Origin of the sequence: Sphingomonas natans, from assembly GCF_030546695.1 — a bacterium.
GTDB lineage: Bacteria > Pseudomonadota > Alphaproteobacteria > Sphingomonadales > Sphingomonadaceae > Sphingomonas_I > Sphingomonas_I natans.
In genome coordinates this window covers 1-19465 of sequence record NZ_JAUOTP010000011.1, presented here as the reverse complement: position 1 = coordinate 19465, position 19465 = coordinate 1, and the positions used below count along the sequence as shown (strand labels likewise).

At 67.7% G+C, this 19465-nt stretch carries 20 protein-coding genes; 5 read left to right on the top strand and 15 right to left on the bottom strand.

The annotated features are described in order from the left end of the window. On the bottom strand, positions 1-2181 hold the full coding sequence (locus tag Q4F19_RS19205; protein WP_303546134.1) for a penicillin acylase family protein: 2181 nt from the start codon (positions 2179-2181) through the stop codon (positions 1-3). A gap of 39 nt (positions 2182-2220) precedes the next feature. Between Q4F19_RS19205 and Q4F19_RS19200 the strand changes: the two genes are divergently transcribed. Beyond that, positions 2221-3516, top strand: coding sequence for a metal-dependent hydrolase family protein (locus Q4F19_RS19200; RefSeq protein ID WP_431312438.1), 1296 nt, complete (start codon positions 2221-2223; stop codon positions 3514-3516). 175 nt (positions 3517-3691) lie between these two features. Here Q4F19_RS19200 and Q4F19_RS19195 read toward each other — a convergent pair whose 3' ends face one another. From Q4F19_RS19195 to Q4F19_RS19150, 10 genes are all read right to left on the bottom strand, one after another. Further along, entirely contained in the window at positions 3692-4039 is a 348-nt protein-coding gene (locus tag Q4F19_RS19195) for an ArsC family reductase (RefSeq protein WP_303546130.1), read from the bottom strand. A gap of 98 nt (positions 4040-4137) precedes the next feature. After that, positions 4138-4326, bottom strand: a complete 189-nt coding sequence (locus Q4F19_RS19190; protein ID WP_303546128.1) for a DUF4169 family protein — start codon at positions 4324-4326, stop codon at positions 4138-4140. Beyond that, a complete protein-coding gene (locus Q4F19_RS19185; RefSeq protein WP_303546126.1) occupies positions 4326-5210 on the bottom strand; it encodes a diacylglycerol/lipid kinase family protein in 885 nt (294 codons plus the stop codon). The genes Q4F19_RS19190 and Q4F19_RS19185 overlap by 1 nt, the downstream gene beginning before the upstream one ends. Positions 5211-5260: 50 nt before the next feature. Further along, positions 5261-5461: a hypothetical protein gene (locus Q4F19_RS19180; RefSeq protein WP_303546124.1), complete on the bottom strand. Its 201-nt coding sequence runs from the start codon at positions 5459-5461 to the stop codon at positions 5261-5263. Between the two features lie 137 nt (positions 5462-5598). Further along, positions 5599-7428, bottom strand: coding sequence for a sensor domain-containing diguanylate cyclase (locus Q4F19_RS19175; RefSeq protein WP_303546122.1), 1830 nt, complete (start codon positions 7426-7428; stop codon positions 5599-5601). Between the two features lie 86 nt (positions 7429-7514). After that, positions 7515-10187, bottom strand: a complete 2673-nt coding sequence (ppc, locus tag Q4F19_RS19170; RefSeq protein WP_303546120.1) for a phosphoenolpyruvate carboxylase — start codon at positions 10185-10187, stop codon at positions 7515-7517. 361 nt (positions 10188-10548) lie between these two features. Then, the gene (gene groL / locus Q4F19_RS19165) at positions 10549-12204 is read right to left on the bottom strand and encodes a chaperonin GroEL (protein WP_303546118.1); all 1656 of its coding nucleotides are present in this window, start codon (positions 12202-12204) and stop codon (positions 10549-10551) included. 85 nt (positions 12205-12289) lie between these two features. Then, positions 12290-12577, bottom strand: coding sequence for a co-chaperone GroES (gene groES, locus Q4F19_RS19160; protein WP_303546447.1), 288 nt, complete (start codon positions 12575-12577; stop codon positions 12290-12292). A 202-nt stretch (positions 12578-12779) separates the two neighbouring features. Then, a complete protein-coding gene (gene recR / locus Q4F19_RS19155) occupies positions 12780-13376 on the bottom strand; it encodes a recombination mediator RecR (protein WP_303546116.1) in 597 nt (198 codons plus the stop codon). A 121-nt stretch (positions 13377-13497) separates the two neighbouring features. Beyond that, entirely contained in the window at positions 13498-13893 is a 396-nt protein-coding gene (locus Q4F19_RS19150; RefSeq protein ID WP_303546114.1) for a GIY-YIG nuclease family protein, read from the bottom strand. A 33-nt stretch (positions 13894-13926) separates the two neighbouring features. Between Q4F19_RS19150 and fmt the strand changes: the two genes are divergently transcribed. After that, complete coding sequence (gene fmt, locus Q4F19_RS19145; protein WP_303546112.1) at positions 13927-14826, top strand: methionyl-tRNA formyltransferase; 900 nt, start codon at positions 13927-13929, stop codon at positions 14824-14826. Positions 14827-14983: 157 nt separating this feature from the next. Then, entirely contained in the window at positions 14984-15721 is a 738-nt protein-coding gene (truA, locus tag Q4F19_RS19140; protein ID WP_303546110.1) for a tRNA pseudouridine(38-40) synthase TruA, read from the top strand. On the opposite strand, the gene Q4F19_RS19135 is transcribed toward truA, so the two are convergent. Further along, positions 15718-16161 carry a DUF3617 domain-containing protein gene (locus tag Q4F19_RS19135; RefSeq protein ID WP_303546108.1) on the bottom strand — a complete coding sequence of 148 codons (444 nt, stop codon included), beginning with the start codon at positions 16159-16161 and terminating at the stop codon, positions 15718-15720. The genes truA and Q4F19_RS19135 overlap by 4 nt on opposite strands. A gap of 92 nt (positions 16162-16253) precedes the next feature. On the opposite strand from Q4F19_RS19135, the gene Q4F19_RS19130 reads away from it, so the two are divergent. Beyond that, positions 16254-16418: a DUF2256 domain-containing protein gene (locus tag Q4F19_RS19130; protein WP_303546107.1), complete on the top strand. Its 165-nt coding sequence runs from the start codon at positions 16254-16256 to the stop codon at positions 16416-16418. A 31-nt stretch (positions 16419-16449) separates the two neighbouring features. On the opposite strand, the gene trxB is transcribed toward Q4F19_RS19130, so the two are convergent. Next, a complete protein-coding gene (trxB, locus tag Q4F19_RS19125; protein ID WP_303546106.1) occupies positions 16450-17469 on the bottom strand; it encodes a thioredoxin-disulfide reductase in 1020 nt (339 codons plus the stop codon). Positions 17470-17554: 85 nt separating this feature from the next. Continuing rightward, positions 17555-17974, bottom strand: a complete 420-nt coding sequence (locus Q4F19_RS19120; protein ID WP_303546445.1) for a low affinity iron permease family protein — start codon at positions 17972-17974, stop codon at positions 17555-17557. A gap of 127 nt (positions 17975-18101) precedes the next feature. Between Q4F19_RS19120 and def the strand changes: the two genes are divergently transcribed. Beyond that, on the top strand, positions 18102-18632 hold the full coding sequence (gene def / locus Q4F19_RS19115) for a peptide deformylase (protein WP_303546105.1): 531 nt from the start codon (positions 18102-18104) through the stop codon (positions 18630-18632). A 171-nt stretch (positions 18633-18803) separates the two neighbouring features. On the opposite strand, the gene Q4F19_RS19110 is transcribed toward def, so the two are convergent. Further along, entirely contained in the window at positions 18804-19229 is a 426-nt protein-coding gene (locus tag Q4F19_RS19110) for a four-helix bundle copper-binding protein (protein WP_303546103.1), read from the bottom strand. Positions 19230-19465: the final 236 nt, after the last annotated feature.

Here is a 19465-nt window from a genome sequence, read left to right as displayed (position 1 = left end):
CTACTCCCCGGGATGGTAAGTGCGCTGCGCGTGCGCGGCGATGTCGGCAGGCTGGAAATGGACCGGCCGGAGCTGGCCTTCCGCATAACGTGGCACCTGATCATTGAAATGCGGTGACGTGGGGTCACCGCTTTCGCCGCCGGCGGTGACCGCCCAGGCGCGCAATGCGGGCCCGAATTCGACGACCGCGACGAAGCTGTTGCCGCTCGTCCCGTACCATTTCTTCGTGCCCGGCCAGGGCTTGGCGCCGAACGAGGCGAGCGAGCCCCACAGCGCCGAAGCGAAGGGGACCGGGGTGGAGGGCCTCGCGTCGTCGAACGTCTGCTGGATCGCGGCGTCGTTGCGCTGGAAGCGGTTGATGTCGCCCCACTTCACCCGCCAGCCGCCGAACAGGCGGGTCAGCTCGGCGGTGGCGCGATCGAGCGCGGCGAGGCGCGCGCTATCGTCGAGCGCCGCCATGCGCGCCCACGGCGATTTGCCGGCGGCGCAGGGCCCCTGGAGGATCGCGGTGCACATTTCGGTGCCCCAATAGACGGCGAGCGTGGTGGCCTCGGATGCGGCGGCCCAGCGGCTGTCCCAGTCGCGGAGCAGTTTCACCGGCGCGGCGAGCTTGGCCTTGCGCGGATCGGCGGCGGGGAGCCTGTCCCACGCAGCGGCGAGTAACGGCACGTTGGTCGCGAAGGTCGGGAGCCAGCTGTCGTAAGCCGCGGCGATCAGGCCGGGGGCGTCGAAATCCTTGCGGCCGGTGAGCAATCTGGTCGCATGTTCGCCGCGCGGATTGTCGCCGACCATGTCCATGTAGCGGGGGAAATCGGCCTTGCGGATGCTGGCGGGGCCGGCGGCGCCCCACGGCGCATTGTTCGTGTTCATCGCCCAGCCGCCGGGCGGATTCACCGCCTGCGGGAGCTTGGCGAGCGGGGTCAGGCCGCGCCAGTCGGTCGCGGGATCGCTGCCGTCGACCGCCTTGGTATAATCGAAGCGATCGTCGCGGACGGGGACGAATTGCGGGTGGAGATAGGCGATCGTGCCTTTGTCATCCGCGAACAGCGTGTCGTTCGAGCTATTGGCTTGGAGCGCGGCGATCTTGAGGAAGCCCGCATAGTCGCGCGCCTTGGTGCGCAGATAGCTCTGCTCGAGCGCGGGGACGGGCCTCCACATCATCTTGAAGGCGACCGGCCTGCCGCCTTCCGAGCGGACGAGCGGGCCGTGCGTCGAATAGCGGGCGGTGAAGCTGCGCTCGGCGAGCGTGCCGTCCGGCCGGCGATAGCGGATCGTGATCGGCCTGGTCGTCAGCGGGCGGACCTTGCCGCCGTAGAGCGCGCCGCCCGTTTTGGGATCGAGCGTCTCGACATATTCGTCGACCGCATCGACGCCGCTCGACGTGTGCATCCAGCCGACGTGCGGGTTGAAGCCCTGATAGATGAAGAACTGGCCCCAGGTCGCCGCGCCATAGGCGTCGAGCCCCGCGTCGCTCGTCATCTGCAGCTCGGAGCGGAAGAAGAAGCTCGTATGCGGATTGATCAGCAGGAGCGCGTGGCCGTCCTTGGTGTTTGCCGGCGCGATGGCGATGCCGTTCGAGCCGGTCGGCTCGATCAGGTGGCGGTCGGTCGCCAGCGCGACCTCGGGCTTGCCGCCGTAAAAGGCTTCCAGCGCCTTCAGATCGATCCGCTCGATATCGCCGCCGATGCTCCCCTCGGTGAAGGACAGCGCCATCCACGGCTCGAAATGGGTCAGCACCTTCGGATGCACGGCCGGGTGGGTGGCGAGATAATGGTTCAGCCCGTCGGCCCAGGCGTCCATCAGTGCGCGCAGCCATGTGGGGCTCGCGGCATAATCCTTCTGGAGCTGGGCGGGATCGACGTAGAGGCGCTGGCGCAGATCGGCCCAGATCGCCTTCTCGCCTTCGGCCTCGGCGGTGCGGCCGAGCGCGGTCAGATAATTGGCCTCGATCCGGGGGAAATCGTCCTCGGCCTGCGCGCCGATCATGCCGAACACGGCATCGGCGTCGGTCCTGCCGTGGACATGGGCGATGCCCCATTCGTCGCGGGTGATCGTCACGCACCCGGCGGTCGCGGCCCAGCGCGCCTGATCGGGCGAGGCGGCGAACGCGGGCGCTGCGCCGAGCGCGCACAGGATCAGCCACCGTCGCACTCTGCCTTCGGCCCACCCGCCTCTGGCCATGTGTCGCGCCCCCTTTATGGTCGGCTCTCGCTACCGGCGATGGTGCGGCGCGGCAAGGAGACGAAAGTGGGAACGTGGCGCAGATATGCGGGATGGTTGGCGGCGCTGCTGGCGGCCTCTCCGCTGGCGGCGGCGGGGCCGGCGATCCTGCTCAAGCCGGCGCGCGTGTTCGACGGCGTGACGGCAAGCCCGCACGACGGCTGGCAGGTGCTGGTCGAGGGCGATCGCATCGCCGCGGTCGGGCCGGCGCTCGCGGTGCCGGCGGGGGCGCGGGTGATCGATCTGGCGGGGATGACCTTGGCGCCGGGGCTGATCGAAGGGCACAGCCACCTGTTCCTCCATCCCTACAACGAGACTCCGTGGGACGATCAGGTGCTGCACGAGGCGCTCGCGCTGCGAACCGCGCGCGCCGTCGCGCAGGCGCAGGCGACATTGATGGCGGGCTATACGACGGTGCGCGATCTCGGCACCGAAGGCGCGGGCTATGCCGATGTCGGCCTCAGGCAGGCGATCGACAAAGGGATCGTCCCCGGGCCGCGCATCCTGGCGGCGACGCGCGCGATCGTCGCGACCGGGGCTTATGGGCCGAAGGGGTTCGAGCCGGGTGTCGCGGTGCCGCAGGGCGCCGAGGAAGCGAGCGGGGTCGACGATGTGGTCCGCGCGGTGCGCCGCCAGATCGCGGCGGGCGCGGATGTCGTGAAGCTCTATGCCGATTATGCGTGGGGGCCAGGCGAGCCGCGCCGGGCGACCTTCTCGCAGGCCGAGCTTTCGGCCGCGGTCGCCGCCGCGCACGATGCCGGGCGCACGACCGCCGCGCATGCCTCGACCGAGGAGGGGATACGCCGCGCGATCCTCGCCGGCTTCGACACGATCGAGCATGGCGACGGGGCGACGCCCGAGCTGATGCGGCTGATGGCGGCGAAGGGGACCGTGCTGTGCCCGACCCTGGCGGCGACCGACGCGATCCAGCATTATCGCGGCTGGACCGGCGCCGAGCCCGCGCCGGCGGCGGTGCTGGCCAAGCGGCGCGAGCTGGCCGAGGCGCTCAAGGCGCATGTGCGGTTGTGCGTGGGCGGCGATGTCGGCGTGTTCGCGCACGGCACGAATGCGCGCGAGGCGGAGCAGATGGTCGCGGCGGGGATGCCCGCGGGCGAGGCGATGCTCGCGCAGACATCGGGCAATGCGAAGGCGTTTCGGGTCGACGACCGGGTCGGGGCGGTGAAGGCGGGGTTGCTGGCCGACCTGGTCGCGCTCGGCGGCGATCCGACGCGGGATATCACGGCGCTTGAGGCGGTGCGCTTCGTGATGAAGGGTGGTGTGGTGGTGCGGGACTGAGGCAATCAAGCTCCAACCCGCTCATCCTGAGGAGGGACTGAGCTCAGGCGAAGCATGTCCTGAGCGACGCCGCAGGCGGCGTCGAAGGGGCCCGTCTCGAAGGACCTTCACCGTTGCGCGCGTCCTTCGAGACGCCACTTCGACAAGCTCAGTGGCTCCTCAGGATGAGCGGCGGTCAGGTGAACTGGGCCGCATAGGCCTCCGGCTTGAAGCCGATGATCCGCCGCTCTCCGAGATCCAGTACCGGGCGCTTGATCATCGAGGGGTGTGCCAGCATCAGCGCGATCGCCTTGTCCGCATCGAGATCGGTGCGGTCGGCGTCGGGAAGCTTGCGGAAGGTCGTGCCTGCGCGGTTGAGGAGCGTCTCCCAACCCTGCTCGGCGACCCAGCCGGCGAGCGTGGCGCGGTCGATGCCGGCTTTCTTGTAATCGTGGAAGGCGAAGGCGATGCCGTGATCGTCGAGCCAGATACGCGCCTTCTTGATCGTGTCGCAGTTCGGGATTCCGTACATCGTAACGGTCAAAACCAGCCTCCGTTTGCCCTGAGCTTGTCGAAGGGCTGTCCTACTTCGGCGGCCTAGGTGAAGGACAGTGCTTCGACAGGCTCAGCACGAACGGGCGGTTAGTCTGTCGCGTCGCGTTCCAGCTTCGCGCCGTCGACGATCTTCGCCAGCCGCGCCGCCTCGTCGCGGTCGCGCTTCTTCTCGGCGGCGGTGCGGCCGTGGACCGCGCGGTTGGTCTCCGCCTGTGCCTTCGCGCTGTCCCGCGCCTTCGCCTTGCGCACCGCGCGCAGGTTGACGATCTCGCCCATCAGGCCGGGACCAACATCCGGATCGCTTTGGCCGAGACGCTCGCCGTCACCGGCGTGTGTGCGAGCACCTCGCCGTCGATCGAGATCGGCAGCGGCGTGTCGGTCTCGAGGCGGAAGCTCTTGCCGCGGAATTCGCGCAACGTGCCGCGCGCGGTCTGCGGGCCGATGAGGCTCAGCCCCCAGCTCCACAGCAATTTGGTGCGCACCGAGCCCGTCACGACCTGGATCACGATCTCGCCATTCTCGACATCGGTTTCCACCAGCTCGGTGCCGCCATGATAAGCGCCGTTGGCGATGCGAACCTCCAGCGCGCTCAGGCTCTCGCGCCCGCCATCCCAGCTGACGGTGAGCGTGAAGGGCTTGAAGCGCGCCATCTGCAGCGCCGCCCAGGTCAGGTAACCGGGCCGCCCGAGCCATTTCTTGAGGCCGTGGGGCACGGTCTCGGCGATGAGCGGCGAAATGCCGATCGCGGCGCAATTCGCGAAATAATCCTCGTCGATCATGCCGAGATCGATGCGGCGGACCTGTCCGTCGACGATCGTGCGGACCGCGCCCTCGATATCGAGCGGGATGCCGAGCGTGCGCGCGAAGCTGTTCGCGGTGCCGAGCGGGAGTAGCGCGAAGACGGTCTTCTCGGCGACGACATGATCGACCGAGCAGGAAATCGAGCCATCGCCGCCGCCGACGATCACCATCGGCACGCCGGATCTGACCGCGGCAAGGACCGCGTCGTCGAGCTTGGAGGGGTCGCGCACCGCGACCGACGAGACGAGATCGATCCCGGCGCCCTTCAGCAGCCGGCAGGCCTCGCGGAAGGCCTCCCGACCTTTCCGCGACTTGCCGTTGACGATCAAAGCGGCCTGACGCGGCGGGGTGATGCCCATGCCGCTCTCAACGCGGCCCGCGGCTTTAGGATGCGTCGGCGCGGCCGGCCTCAGCCGACGGCGCCGGTCAGGAGCAGCCAGCCGGCATAAGCGAGCAGCATCGCGCCCATGACTGCCGAGAAAGACAGCATCGCCCATCCGAACAAGGTGAGGATCGGTGGATGGCCGCGTGCCTCGCGCTTGTTGCGCGATGCGCTGGCCATGATGAAACTCGCAAGCAGCCCGTAAAAGAGCGCGGCAACTTCTAGCATCGTTGATCCCCCCGGATCGCTGTGGTGAGTCGGCGCATGGTTAACGCCGATCCTCTCAAGGATGCGTTAATGCTGCACCGCACGCAATCGGGGCCGGACGGAAAAATCGGCGGAACGAACGCTTTGGTCGGCGGCTGTCAGGCGGCGAGCTTCACCATGTTGCGGCCGGCGCTCTTGGCGGCATAGAGCGCACGATCCGCCCCGGCGAGCAGGTCGCTCGCGCCTTGCTCTCGGCAATGCGCGGCGATGCCGATGCTGACGGTCACGCGCGGCAGTCCGACCCCGTCCATGTCGACCGGCCCCGCGATCATGCCGCGCAGCCGTTCGGCGACGGCGGTCGCATCTTCGGGGCTCGCGCCCGGCATCAGGATCGCGAATTCCTCGCCGCCCAGCCGCCCGACCAGATCGCCGCTGCGCACGACCCCGACCGAGCGATCGGCGACGACCTGGAGCACCTGATCGCCGACGGCATGGCCGTGCGAATCGTTGACCAGCTTGAAGTGATCGACGTCGAAGATCGCGACGGCGAGCGCCCAGCCGAATTCGTTGGCGGCCTCCACCTGCCGTTCGAGATGGCGGAGGAAGGCGCGGCGGTTGGCGAGGCCGGTCAGCTCGTCGGTCGAGGCGAGCAAGGTCGCCTCGCGCGCCTGCTCCTCGGCGCGGCGCTTGGCCGACATCACATGCTCTTCCAGCTTCTTGCGATCGTCGATGTCGCGCAGCGTGCCGGTGGTGCCGACGACATGCCCGCTCGTGTCGCGCAGCGTCTGGATCGAAAGCTCCATCCAGCGAATGTCGCCGTTCAGCATGCGGAAGCGCAGCAGCCGGCGCGTGCTGTGAACGTCGCCGTCCAGCACCGGCTGCGCCCAGTCGCGGAATTCGGCGGCCTCGGCCTCCTCGATCCAGTCGAGCCACGAGCGGCCCTGGCTTTCGGCGACGGGGTAGCCGGTCAGCGCCTGCCAGGCCGGGTTGAGATAGGTCCAGCGCCCCTTGCGATCGGTTCGGAAGATGACCTCGCCGATATTCTCGACGACGGTCTTGAAGTGATCGGCGAGCAGATGCGCCTCCTCGCCGCGGCGATCGCCCTGCGTCAGCGCCGCAGCGACCGGCAGCGACGAGAGGAAGTTCACCGCGAGGAAGAACTGCAGCAGCAGCAGGTGGCCCGCGGCGTGGGGCCCGCCATGCGCGGCGATCGGCCCGTGGCCCTCGGCGGTGGCGCGTGCGGCGATGGCGGCGATGATGATCGTCGAGGCGACCGCGCCGAATTGGCGGAGCCGGAACGTCGCGAGCAACGCGACCGGAAGCATCAGGAACAGCAAGGGCAGGTGCGAGGTGTAGAAGATCAGGATGGCGACGGCGGCAACCAGCCCCAGCAGGATAAGACTCTCGCCGATGCGCTGGCGCGATATCCCGCTCAATTCCATCGTCTCGGAAAAGCGCGTGATGACGATCACCGCGGGGGCGATGATCGCAAGGCTCAGGGCCGCGGCGCCATACCAGTTGATCAGGGCTTCGCGGAATGGCGCGCCGATCGCGAGGTGCATCCCGATGGCGCCGATGATCGACGAGAAGAGCGGGGCGATCGTGCAGGCCGCGACGAAGATCAGCACGTCGCGCGTGCGCTCGAATGCGCCGGAGATCCCGCCGAAGACACGGATCAGCAGCGCCGCGCCGACCGCCTCGGTCATGTTCGCGATCGGAAAGAGCAGCATCATCGTGAGCGGCTGATCGCGCAGGACGGACGAGATCAGATCGCCGACGAGCGCGCCGAGCACGATCGCGAAGCGATCCTTGCCATCCCGGCCCGAGGCGATCAGCAGGCCGAGCAGGATGCCGTTCGCAGGCCATAAGGAGGTGAGGCCCGAAGCCTGCGAGGCGACGAGCTCGCTCGCCAAGGCGGCGAGCAAGAACAAACATGCGCTGATGCACGCCAGACGCCAACGGCGCCTAGCGATCCCCCCCTCGATCATGGCCCCCCATGAAAAACGCATCGGTCACCTCGCGGCAATTATGCCGCAAGGCTCTTAACGGCGCATTACCCCTGGTGCCGGCCGCGTCAACCGCTGTTGCGCAAAGCGGTCGCGATCGCATTGATAGAAAGCTGAATTCCCTCGGCGATGCGGGGATCGTCCTCGCCCGCGCGGTGGCGCTTGATCAGCTCGATCTGGAGCAGGTTGAGCGGCTCGATATAGGGCAGGCGGAGCCGGACGGATTCCTCCAATTTGGGGCTGCCCTCCAGCAGGCGGCTCTCGCCGGTCAGATCGAGCACCGCATCGCGGGCCAAGTCCCATCCGTGGCGGATTTGCGCGAAGATCGCCTCGCCCGCAGCCTTGTCCTCGACGAGCGCGAGATAGCGATCGGCGATGCCCATGTCCGATTTGGCGAGCACCATTTCGAGATTGGCGAGCGTCGTCTGGAAGAAGGGCCAGCGCGAGGCCATGTCCTTCAGCAGCGCCTTGTCCTCGAAATCGGTGAGCGCCTGGCCGACGCCGTACCAGCCCGGCAGCATCACGCGCGCCTGCGCCCAGCTGAACACCCAGGGAATCGCGCGCAGATCCTCGATCCGGTCCGATTTCGTGCGACTCGCCGGGCGCGAGCCGATCTTGAGCCCGGCAATCTCGTTGATCGGCGTGAATTGGCGGAAGAAGGTGCGGAACCCCTCGGTCTCGTAGACGAGCCCGCGATAGGCGCGGAACGCATTGCCCGAAATCTCGCGCATCGCCGCGTGGAAGCGCTGCTCGCCCTTCACTTCGCCCGGATCGAGGCTGGTCAGCAGGGTCGCGGCCGCCATCGCCTCCAGATTGAGCGCGGCGGCGGGCTTGGTGCCATATTTGGCGGCGATGACCTCGCCCTGCTCGGTGATGCGGATCCGGCCCTTCACCGTGCCCGCGGGCTGGGCGAGGATCGCGCCGAACGCCGATCCGCCACCGCGCCCGACCGCGCCGCCGCGGCCGTGGAACAGCTGCATCGCCACGCCGGCCTTCTCGAACACCGGCTTCAGCGCGCGGCTCGCCTCGTTGAGGCTCCACACCGACGTCAGATAGCCGCCGTCCTTGTTGCTGTCCGAATAGCCGACCATCACCTCCTGATAGCCGCGCGCCGAGACGCGGGCGGAGACTTCGGGCAGATCGAAATAGGCCTTCATGATCGCCGGGCCGTTTTCGAGATCCTCGATCGTCTCGAACAGGGGCACGACCATGATCGTCGAGGAGGCGGGATCGTCGGGCCGGTAGAGGCCGACTTCCTTCAGCAGGATATCCACCTCGAGCAGATCGGAAACCGAATCGGTCTTGGAGATGATGTAGGTCGTGATCGCCGCCGGGCCGTAGCGCGCATGCGCCTCGGCGGCGGCGATGACGATCGCGAGCTCGCCCGCCGTCTCCTCGCCATAAGCAAGATGCGCGCCGGTCAGCGGGCGGGCGGTGCGCAGCTCGCGGCGCAGCAGCGCGACCTTCGCCGCCTCGTCCAAGGCGATATAATCAGCCTCGACGCCCGCGACCTTGAGCAGCTCGGCGACGACGCGCTCGTGGACGTCGCTATTCTGGCGCAGATCGAGCGTGGCGAGGTGGAAGCCGAACGTCTCGACCGCGCGGATCAGCCGGCCGAGCCCGCCGCTCGACCCCAGCGATCCGCCGCCGCCTGCGGCCAGCGCATGCGCGAGATCGACGAGATCGCGGCGCAGCTCGGCGGGAGTCGCATAGGGGTCTGCGGCGTGCGTCGGCGCGCGCGCCGGCAGCTTGCCGGTGGTCGCCTTGTAGGTCGCGGCGACGCGCGCATAGATGCCGGTGACGGCGCGGCGATAGGGCTCGTCGGCGCGCGCCGGGCCGTCGTCGTGCGAGAGGTCGGCGAGCGCCTCGACCTCGGCGGTGACGGGCGCCAGCTCGTTCGAGATCGAGAGCTCGCCGCCGAGCTTGTGGAGCAGATCGCAATAATGGGCGAGCACGGCCTCCGACGAGAGGCCGAGCGCGAGGCGCAACGTCTCGGCGGTGACATAGGGGTTGCCGTCGCGATCGCCGCCGATCCAACTGCCGGGCTTGAGGAAGCTGCGCGGCCGCGCGCCGAGCACGCGCTCCCAGCGCGCATAGAGGACGGGCAGGACGGGCAGGAACACGTCGCGCAGGTAGGAGAGCGCGCTCTCGATCTCGTCGGCGACGAACAGCCGTTCGCGACGCAGCGGGCGCGTCTGCCAGAGAAGCGCGATCTGGCGGACGATCGCTTCCTCGATCACGTCGCCCTCGGGCGTCTCGGCCATGCCCGCGTCGCGCAGGCGCATCAGATTGGCGATGCGGTTGCGGTGATCGAGCATGCTCTTGCGCCGCACCTCGGTCGGGTGCGCGGTGAGGACGGGGACGATCAGCCCGTGATCGAGCAGTTCGAGCGCCTGATCGGAGCCGATGCCGTGCGCGGCGAGCCGCTCCAGCGCGGCGGCGAGATCGGCATCGGGATCGGTCGCGACGCCCTGGCGATCCTCGGCGAGATTGGCGAGCATCGAGAAGAGCATGAAGCCGCGCGTGAAAGCGAGCGTGTCATCGATGCTGAGCGCGTCGAGCCCGCTATCGACCTCGCCCGAGACGCCGCGCGCGCGATCGACCGAGGCCGAGCGGATATATTCGATCCGGCGGAACAGAGCGTCGCCGCCATAAGCCCGGATCACGTCGCCGAGCAGGCGCCCGAGATAGCGGATGTCGGGATTCTGGGCGATCGGGGGAGGTGGGGGAGCGTCAGCCATGATGCGATTATGCTGCGCCGCAAGGTAAGCGGGGTCAATGCGCGCTTTGTCATAATGCGGTGGAATTTTGGTCGAGCTGCGCTCCCATCATCCGTTTGCTTCGAGCGGAGATCGAGCCTGTAGAGATCGCAGTCGAGAAGTTCTCGACGGACGCTTCTCGACAAGCTCGAAGCTGCTCGAACCCAACGGACAGCGAGGGCCAAAAGAAAAGGGCCGGAGGATTGCTCCCCCGGCCCCGTTCTGTCGGTCTGTTCGGAACGGGACACGAAGCGAAGCTCCGTGTCGTCGGTCGAGCGACGGAGTCGCCCTCCGGCCGTTCTGATTTCGTCTCCGGCGCAGCAAACGCTGCGCCGGTGCGAAATCAGAAGTCCATGCCGCCCATGCCGCCCATGCCACCCATGCCGCCGCCGGGCATGCCGCCGGCTGCAGGCTTGTCCTCGGCCGCATCGGACACGGCCGCTTCGGTCGTGATGAGCAGGCCTGCGACCGATGCCGCATTCTGCAGCGCGGTGCGGACGACCTTGGTCGGATCGATCACGCCGGCTTCGACGAGATTCTCGTACGTGTCGGTCTGCGCGTTGAAGCCGAGCGTCGGATCGTTGCTCTCGAGCAGCTTGCCCGAAACCACCGCGCCGTCATGGCCCGCATTCTGCGCGATCTGGCGAACCAGAGCGGTCAGCGACTTGCGGATGATGTCGATGCCGCGCGTCTGATCGTCGTTCGCGCCGGTAAGGCCTTCGAGGGCCTTCGTGGCGTACAGCAGAGCCGTGCCGCCGCCGGGGACGATGCCTTCCTCGACCGCCGCGCGGGTCGCGTGGAGCGCGTCGTCGACGCGATCCTTGCGCTCCTTGACCTCGACCTCGGACGAGCCGCCGACCTTGATCACGGCAACGCCGCCGGCGAGCTTGGCAAGACGCTCCTGGAGCTTCTCCTTGTCATAGTCGCTGGTGGTGTTCTCGATCTGCTTGCGGATCGCCTCGACGCGGCCCTTGATGTTGGCTTCTTCGCCAGCACCATCGACGATCGTCGTATTGTCCTTGTCGATCGTCACGCGCTTCGCGGTGCCGAGCATCGACAGCGTGACGCTCTCGAGCTTGATGCCGAGATCCTCGGAGATCACTTCGCCCTTCGTCAGGATCGCGATGTCCTCAAGCATCGCCTTGCGACGATCGCCGAAGCCAGGCGCCTTGACGGCCGCGACCTTGAGGCCGCCGCGCAGCTTGTTGACGACGAGCGTGGCGAGCGCCTCACCCTCGATATCCTCGGCGATGATCAGGAGCGGACGGCCCGACTGGACGACGGCTTCCAGGATCGGAAGGATCGCCTGCAGGTTCGACAGCTTCTTCTCGTGGATCAGGATGTAGGGATCCTGAAGCTCGACGGTCATCTTCTCGGGATTGGTGATGAAGTAAGGCGAGAGATAGCCGCGATCGAACTGCATGCCTTCGACGACATCGAGCTCGAACTCGAGGCCCTTGGCTTCCTCGACGGTGATCACGCCTTCCTTGCCGACGCGCTCCATCGCTTCCGCGATCTTCTCGCCGACGACGGTGTCGCCGTTGGCCGAGATGATGCCGACCTGCGCGACTTCCTTGGTGCCCGAGACGGGCTTCGAGCGCGACTTCACGTCCTCGACGACCTTGATCACGGCGAGATCGATGCCGCGCTTCAGATCCATCGGGTTCATGCCGGCCGCGACCGACTTCATGCCCTCGCGAACGATCGCCTGGGCGAGGACGGTCGCGGTGGTGGTGCCGTCACCGGCATTGTCGTTGGTCTTCGAGGCCACTTCGCGCAGCATCTGCGCGCCCATATTCTCGAACTTGTCCTTGAGCTCGATCTCCTTGGCGACGGTGACGCCGTCCTTGGTGATGCGCGGGGCGCCGAAGCTCTTGTCGATGACGACGTTACGGCCCTTGGGGCCGAGCGTCACCTTGACGGCATCGGCGAGAATATCGACGCCGCGCAGAATGCGCTCACGCGCGTCGCGGGAAAATCTTACGTCCTTGGCTGCCATGTGACTGCCTTTCTAAAACGAGAGAAGTTGAGGAAGTTGAGGGTTGCGAACGCCGGCCGAGCCGGCGATCCCGAGCCCGTTGGCGTCAGCCGACGATACCCAAAATGTCGCTTTCCTTCATGATCAGCAGGTCTTCGCCATCGAGCTTGACCTCGGTGCCGGACCATTTGCCGAACAGGATCTTGTCGCCGGCCTTGACGTCCAGCGGGGTGACCTTGCCGTCCTCGGACTTGGCGCCGCCGCCGACGGCGACGATCTCACCCTCCTGCGGCTTTTCCTTGGCCGTGTCCGGGATGATGATGCCGCCGGCCGTCTTGGCCTCGGCTTCGATGCGACGAACCAGCACGCGATCGTGCAGCGGTCGGAAACCCATATCTGTCCCTTTCCTGCAATGAAGGCAGGATAAGGCGACCTGGCCGCCCGGCTCCCACCCTTTGCGATGAACTTGTTGGCACTCCGCTTGCGTGAGTGCCAAGGCGCATATGTGTGGGGCTGCCGGGAGTGTCAAGCAGGGTGGTGCGAGGTGGTGCCGGGGCGCGACCAACGCTTCCCCTCCCTGGAGGGAGGGGAGTGAGTCACCCCACCGGCCTTCTCGCCCGCAGCGCCTGCGCGAGCGTGCCCTCGTCGAGATAATCGAGCTCGCCGCCCACCGGCAGCCCGTGCGCGAGCTGGGTGACGCGGACGGGGAAGCGCTCGATCCGTTCGGCGACATAATGCGCGGTGGTCTGGCCTTCGAGCGTCGCATTCATCGCCAGCACGACCTCGTCGATCCCGCCCGCCTCGATCCGGCCCACGAGGCGATCGATGCCGAGATCCTCGGGGCGTATCCCCTCCAGCGCGGAGAGCCGCCCGCCGAGCACGTGGAAGCGCCCGGGGAAGAGCCGCGTGCGATCGAGCGCCCACAGATCCGCCACCTCCTCGACCACGCACAGCATGCGGATGTCGCGGCGGGAATCGGTGCAGATCGCGCACGGGTTCGTGGTGTCGACATTGCCGCAGATCGCGCAGGTGACGAGCTTGTCGTTCACCGCCTCCAGCGCGCGCAGCAAAGGCGCGAGCGCGACCTCGCGCTTCTTGATCAGGTGGAGCACGGCGCGGCGCGCGGAGCGGGGGCCGAGGCCGGGGAGGCGCGAGAGCGCTTGCGTCAGCGCGTCGATTTCGGGCGAGGCCATGGAGGGGAGATAGGGAGGCGGGGGGTGTTCGTCGACTGGCGCGCTTATGGCTAAGCGCGGGTAATGGATGCTGAAACGAGTTCAGCATGACAATTATTACCGCCGTCATCCTGAACTTGTTTCAGGATCCATGGCCCGCGCTCGTCGGCTGGCGAAACGGTGCAAATCCGAGATCGACCGCGAGATCGCGCCAGTCCGGATTGGTCGCCTCGATCAGCGCGATCTTCCAGTCCCGATGCCAATTCTTGAGCTGCTCCTCGCGCGCGATGGCGGTCACCATGTCGGGGCAGACCTCGATCAGGACGAGGCGCTTCACGCTATGGCGATCGGCAAAGCCCTTGGTGACGCGCGTGCGGTGCTGGTGGAGCCGCTTCGGCAGATCGGAGGTGACGCCGATGTAGAGCGTGCCGCGCTTGCCGCTGGCGAGGATGTAGGCGCAGGGTTCCACGGCAGGATGCTGCAGCCTCGTCGCGTGCGCGGCAAGGGCGGGTCTTGGATGCTGAAACGAGTTCAGCATGACGGGAGGAGAGGGAGGCGCTAAGCGGCCGCCATGCGCCTCGCCTTCATGGGAACGCCCGATTTCGCCCTGCCGACGCTCGATGCGCTCGTCGCGGCCGGGCACGATATCATCGCCGTCTATACGCAGCCGCCGCGGCCGGCCGGGCGGGGCAAGGCGCCGCAGCCGGGGGCGGTGCAGCGGCGCGCGGAGATGCTGGGGCTGGCGGTGCGCTCGCCCGTGTCGCTGCGCGACGCCGAGGCTCAGGCGGACTTTGCGGCGCTGGATCTCGATGTCGCGATCGTCGCGGCTTACGGGCTGATCCTGCCGCAGGCGGTGCTCGATGCGCCCCGGCACGGCTGCCTCAACGTCCACGGCTCGCTGCTGCCGCGCTGGCGCGGCGCCGCGCCAGTGCAGCGCGCGATCCTCGCCGGGGATGCCGAGACGGGCGTGACGATCATGCAGATGGAGAAGGGGCTCGATACCGGGCCGATGCGGCTGCTGCGCGCGACGTCGGTCGCGGGGAAGGATGCGGGCGAGCTGACCGCCGAGCTGGCCGAGATGGGCGCGGCGATGATGGTCGAGGTGCTCGGCGATCTTGCCGCCTTTCCGGGCGCGATCCAGCCCGAGGGCGCGACCTATGCGGCCAAGATCGACAAGGCCGAATCGCGGCTCGATTTCACGGCGCCGGCGGAGGCGGTCGAGCGGCAGGTGCGCGCTTTCTCGCCCGCGCCGGGCGCATGGTTCGAGCAGGCGGGCGACCGCATCCGCATCCTCGCCGCCGAGCCGGTCGCGGGCGAAGGCGCGCCGGGCACGGTGCTCGACGAGCATCTGACGATCGCGTGCGGCACCGGCGCGCTCCGCCCGATCCGCGTCCAGCGTGCCGGGCGGGGGATCATGACCGCGGCCGAGCTGCTGCGCGGGTTCGCGATTCCCGTGGGGACGCGGCTGTGAAATCGCGCCAGTCTCTCCCGATCCGTTCGTGTCGAGTAGGGTTCGAGCGAAGTCGAGAAGCCGTATCGAGACATCGGCACCGACTTCTCGATACGCGCTCTCGACAAGCTCGATCGCTACTCGAAGCAAACGGGATTTGCCGGCGAAGAGGTGCGGCATGACCCGCTTCCGGCTGACGATCGAATATGACGGCCGCCCGTATATGGGCTGGCAGCGGCAGTCGCATGGCCCCTCGGTGCAGCAGGCGATCGAGGAGGCGGCGCTGCGGATCACGGGAGCGCAGGCGACGGTCTATGCGGCCGGGCGCACCGATGCGGGCGTCCATGCGCTGGCGATGGCGGCGCATGTCGATATCGATCGGGAGATCGCGCCGTTCCGGCTGCGCGAGGGGCTGAACGCGCTGCTGCGGCCGCAGCCGATCGCGATCCTCGACTGCGAGACGGTGGCGGACGACTGGCATGCGCGCTTCTCGTGTCTCGGCCGCGCCTATCTCTACCGGATCGTCAACCGGCGCCCGCCGCTGACGCTGGACGAGGGCAAGGCCTGGCGTATTCCGCGCGCGCTGGATGTCGCGGCGATGCACGCGGCCGCGCAACGCCTCGTCGGCCGCCACGATTTCACGACCTTCCGCTCGGTCCACTGCCAGTCGGCGAGTCCGATCAAGACGCTCGACCGGCTCGACGTGCGGCGCGAGGGCGACGTCGTGCTGGTCGAGGCGGCGGCGCGCTCCTTCCTCCACCATCAGGTGCGTTCGATGGTCGGGTGCCTCGCCTTCGTCGGCCAGGGCAAGTGGAGCGCGGCGGACCTGCAGGCGGCGCTCGACGCGCAGGACCGCGCCGCTTTGGGCTTCAACGCGCCGCCCGACGGGCTCTACTTCGTCGAGGCGCTCTACTAGCGCTTGCAGAGGCCCACGCGCCGGCCCGATGCGGTCATCGTCATCGCCATCTTCATCTGGCCGGTGCTGCTCATCTGGCTCTTCGAGTTGAAGCTGGTCGGCGTATAGGTGCCGGTGGAGCGCGTCGTCATCGTGCCGGTGGGGCGGCTGCAGACGATCTCGGCGACATATTTGCCGCCGGCCCAGTCGTAGCGGCCGATCTTGCAGCTCTTGTCGGCCTGCTGGATCCCGCGGGGGCCCTGCGCCGCCTGTTCGGCGGTGATGCAGGTGCGGATCGTCTTCGGCCGGCGCATCGCCGCGGCCATCGCCGGCGGCGCGCCCGGCATGCTGATCGTGTCAATCTTCGTGGTCATCTCCCACAGGCCGGGCTGGATCGGCGAGGCGGCGGGCGCCGCGCTCGCCACGAGCAGGAGCGAGGCTCCCCAGACGCGCAGGTTCATCGCCATCTCCCATGTGAGTCGTCGGATGCTATGCCGGATCGGCGTCATTCGGAAATGCGCGGCCCGGATGCGGCGCCGAGCGTTGGGCACGGATGGCGCACCACAAGCTCACGCTCCCGACCAAGACCTGCATCGCGTGCGCGCGACCGTTTGCGTGGCGCAAGAAGTGGGCGCGCGACTGGGACAGCGTGAAATATTGTTCGGAACGGTGCCGGCGGGATGGGAAAGGCGAGACGGACAAAACACCGGCATCCTGAAACGAGTTCAGGATGACAGAAGAAAAGCGGCTTACCCCGCCACCGTCTCATGCTCGATCAGCGGATCGACCGGATGGCCGGCGATCGCGTCCTCGGGCACCGGGAAATCGGCGGCCTGGAGGAAGCGCTCGGCGTCCAGGGCAGCCATGCAGCCCGTGCCCGCGGCGGTGATCGCCTGGCGATAGACCTTGTCCATGACGTCGCCGCACGCGAACACGCCGGGAATGTTGGTCAGGCTCGTGCCCGGCTGCGCGTTGATATAGCCCTCGTCGTCGAGATCGAGCCCGGTGCCCTTGAACACCTCGGTCGCGGGAGAGTGGCCGATCGCGACGAAGCCGCCGTCGACCTCCAATTGGCTGATCTCGCCCGTCACGGTGTCGCGCAGTTCGATCGCGACGAGGCCGGCGGCGCCCTCGCCCTCGACGAAGCGCGCGACCTCCTTGTTCCAGAGCGTGCTGATCGCGTGATGCTTGAACAGCCGCTCCTGGAGGATCTTCTCGGCGCGCAGCGAATCGCGGCGGTGGATGAGCGTCACGTCGTGGCTGTGGTTGGTGAGGTAGAGCGCCTCCTCGACCGCGGTGTTGCCGCCGCCGATGACCGCGACCTTCTTGCCGCGATAGAAGAAGCCGTCGCACGTCGCGCAGGCCGAGACGCCCTTGCCGCCGAGTTCGGCCTCGCCGGGGGCGCCGAGCCACTTGGCCTGCGCGCCTGTCGCGATGACGAGCGTGTCGCAGACATAGGTGGTGCCGCCGTCGCCCTTGAGACGGAACGGGCGCTCGGACAGATCGACCTCGACGATCGTGTCCCACATCATCTGCGCGCCGACATGCTCGGCCTGCGCCTGCATCTCCTCCATCAGCCACGGGCCCTGGATCACATCGCGGAAGCCCGGATAATTTTCGACATCGGTGGTGATCGTCAGCTGGCCGCCGGGCTGGAGCCCCTGGACGACGATCGGCGACAGGCCCGCGCGCGCGCCATAGATGGCGGCGGACAGCCCGGCCGGGCCTGATCCGAGAACAAGCATGCGGGTGGAGTGGACGGCGGTCATCGGGGCCTCATCAAGCGCGGATCGTGGCGGCAGAGATAGGGACCGTCCCCCCATTTGGGCAACCGCCGAACGAAAACCGCGCGGATCAGCGGCGGCGGATCAGGCGATCGAGATATTCGTCGCTGCTCGGCTTGCCCGTCAGGCGTTCCTCATCGTCCGCGCATTCCTTTTCGAGGTCCGAGCGGATCTTCTCGATCTCGCGCTCGGTCTTGTGTTCGATGCCGATGAACTGGCCGCGGGCATCGTCGACCGCGCGGATCAGCTCGTCGAGCTTGGCCTGCATCGCCGCGGCATCGCGATTCTGCGAATTCTGGACGAGGAACACCATCAGGAAGGTGACGATCGTCGTCGATGTGTTGACGACGAGCTGCCACGTATCCGAATAATGGAAGATCGGCCCGGTCAGGCCCCAGATGATGATCGACGCGAGCGCGATGACGAAGGCGGCGGGCTGGCCCGTGGCGAAGGCGATCCGCGATGCGATCCACGTAAACGCCCGGTCCAGCATGAACATTCCCTCATTCGTTGGGGAGGCGTAACGCCGCCGCCGCCCGGATGCGAACGGAAAAGCCGATCACGCTGATCGGATGCGGCGGGTTGAAGCGCCTGCGCCACGCGCATAAATAGCGCGGATGGCCATAAGACCGATCCTGGAGGCGCCCGATCCGCGCCTGCGCGTCATCTCCACCCCCGTCGAGACGGTGGACGACGAGGTGAGCGCGCTGATCGCCGACATGTTCGAGACGATGTATGACGCGCCGGGCATCGGGCTGGCGGCCGTCCAGATCAACGTGCCCAAGCGCATCCTCGTCATCGATCTGCAGGAGGACGGGCCCGACGGCGAGCGGATCAAGGCGCCGCGCGTGTTCATCAATCCCGAACTGCGCGAGCCCGCCGACGACGTGTCGGTCTATAACGAGGGCTGCCTGTCGGTCCCCGATCAATATGCCGATGTCGAGCGCCCGGTCGCGATCCAGGCGCGATGGCTGGACGAGCAGGGCGCCGAGCATGACGAGCGGATCGAGGGCATGCTCGCGACCGTGATCCAGCACGAGATGGACCATCTCGAAGGCGTGCTGTTCATCGATCATCTGTCCAAGCTGAAGCGCGACATGGTGATGAAGAAGTTGGAAAAAGCGCGCAGGATGCGGCGCGCGGCTTAGGCGGATCGTTTGCACGGAACTTTGATCCGCTCATCCTGAGGAGGGACTGAGCTTGGCGAAGGCCCGTCTCGAAGGACGGTCCGTGTCCTTCGAGACGCCATTTCGACTTCGCTCAATGGCTCCTCAGGATGAGCGGGGTCATCATGTTTGTCCGCCCCCCTCAACCTCTGCTCAATGCAACGTCGCCAGCGCCTCGCGGCAATCGTCGGCGCATTCGCGGCACATCGTCGCGCACAGCCGGCAATGCTCGTGATCGTGCTTGTCGCATTCGGCGGCGCAGATCATGCAGGCCTCGATGCAGGCGGTAAGCGTCGCGCGGACCATCGCGTCGTCGTCGCCGGTCATCCGCGTGGCGACCTTGGCGGCGGCGGTGCAGACGTCCGAGCAATCCATGCAGGTGCGGATGCACTGGCTCATGTCCCCTGCGATGCCGCTTGCGGCTTCGCCCTTCGCGGAGGCGCCCTCGGCCGAGCAGGCGTCCGCGCAGGAGGTGGTGAAAAGCGCGCAATACATTGCGTGCTTGGCGGCGAGCGCGAGCGGCTCGTTGACATGGCCGGCGACCTTGGGGTGAAGGCCAATCATCTTGCGGACGGACATACGCGCTCTCCTCGGACGGCATCTCTTCCCAACAGCGGGCGCGGCGTACCGTTCCTGCGCACGAGCTTGCATTTGATCCGCCGCCAAGGCAAGTTCGCGCTCTGTTCTTTCGACGAGGTGGCATGTCGGTTTCGGTGATCCTGATCGTGGTGGCGGCGCTCGCCATAGGCGCGGCGCTGGGCTGGCTGCTGCGCGCGGGCGCGCTGGCGGCGGCGGGCGAGCGCGCCGCGGTCGCC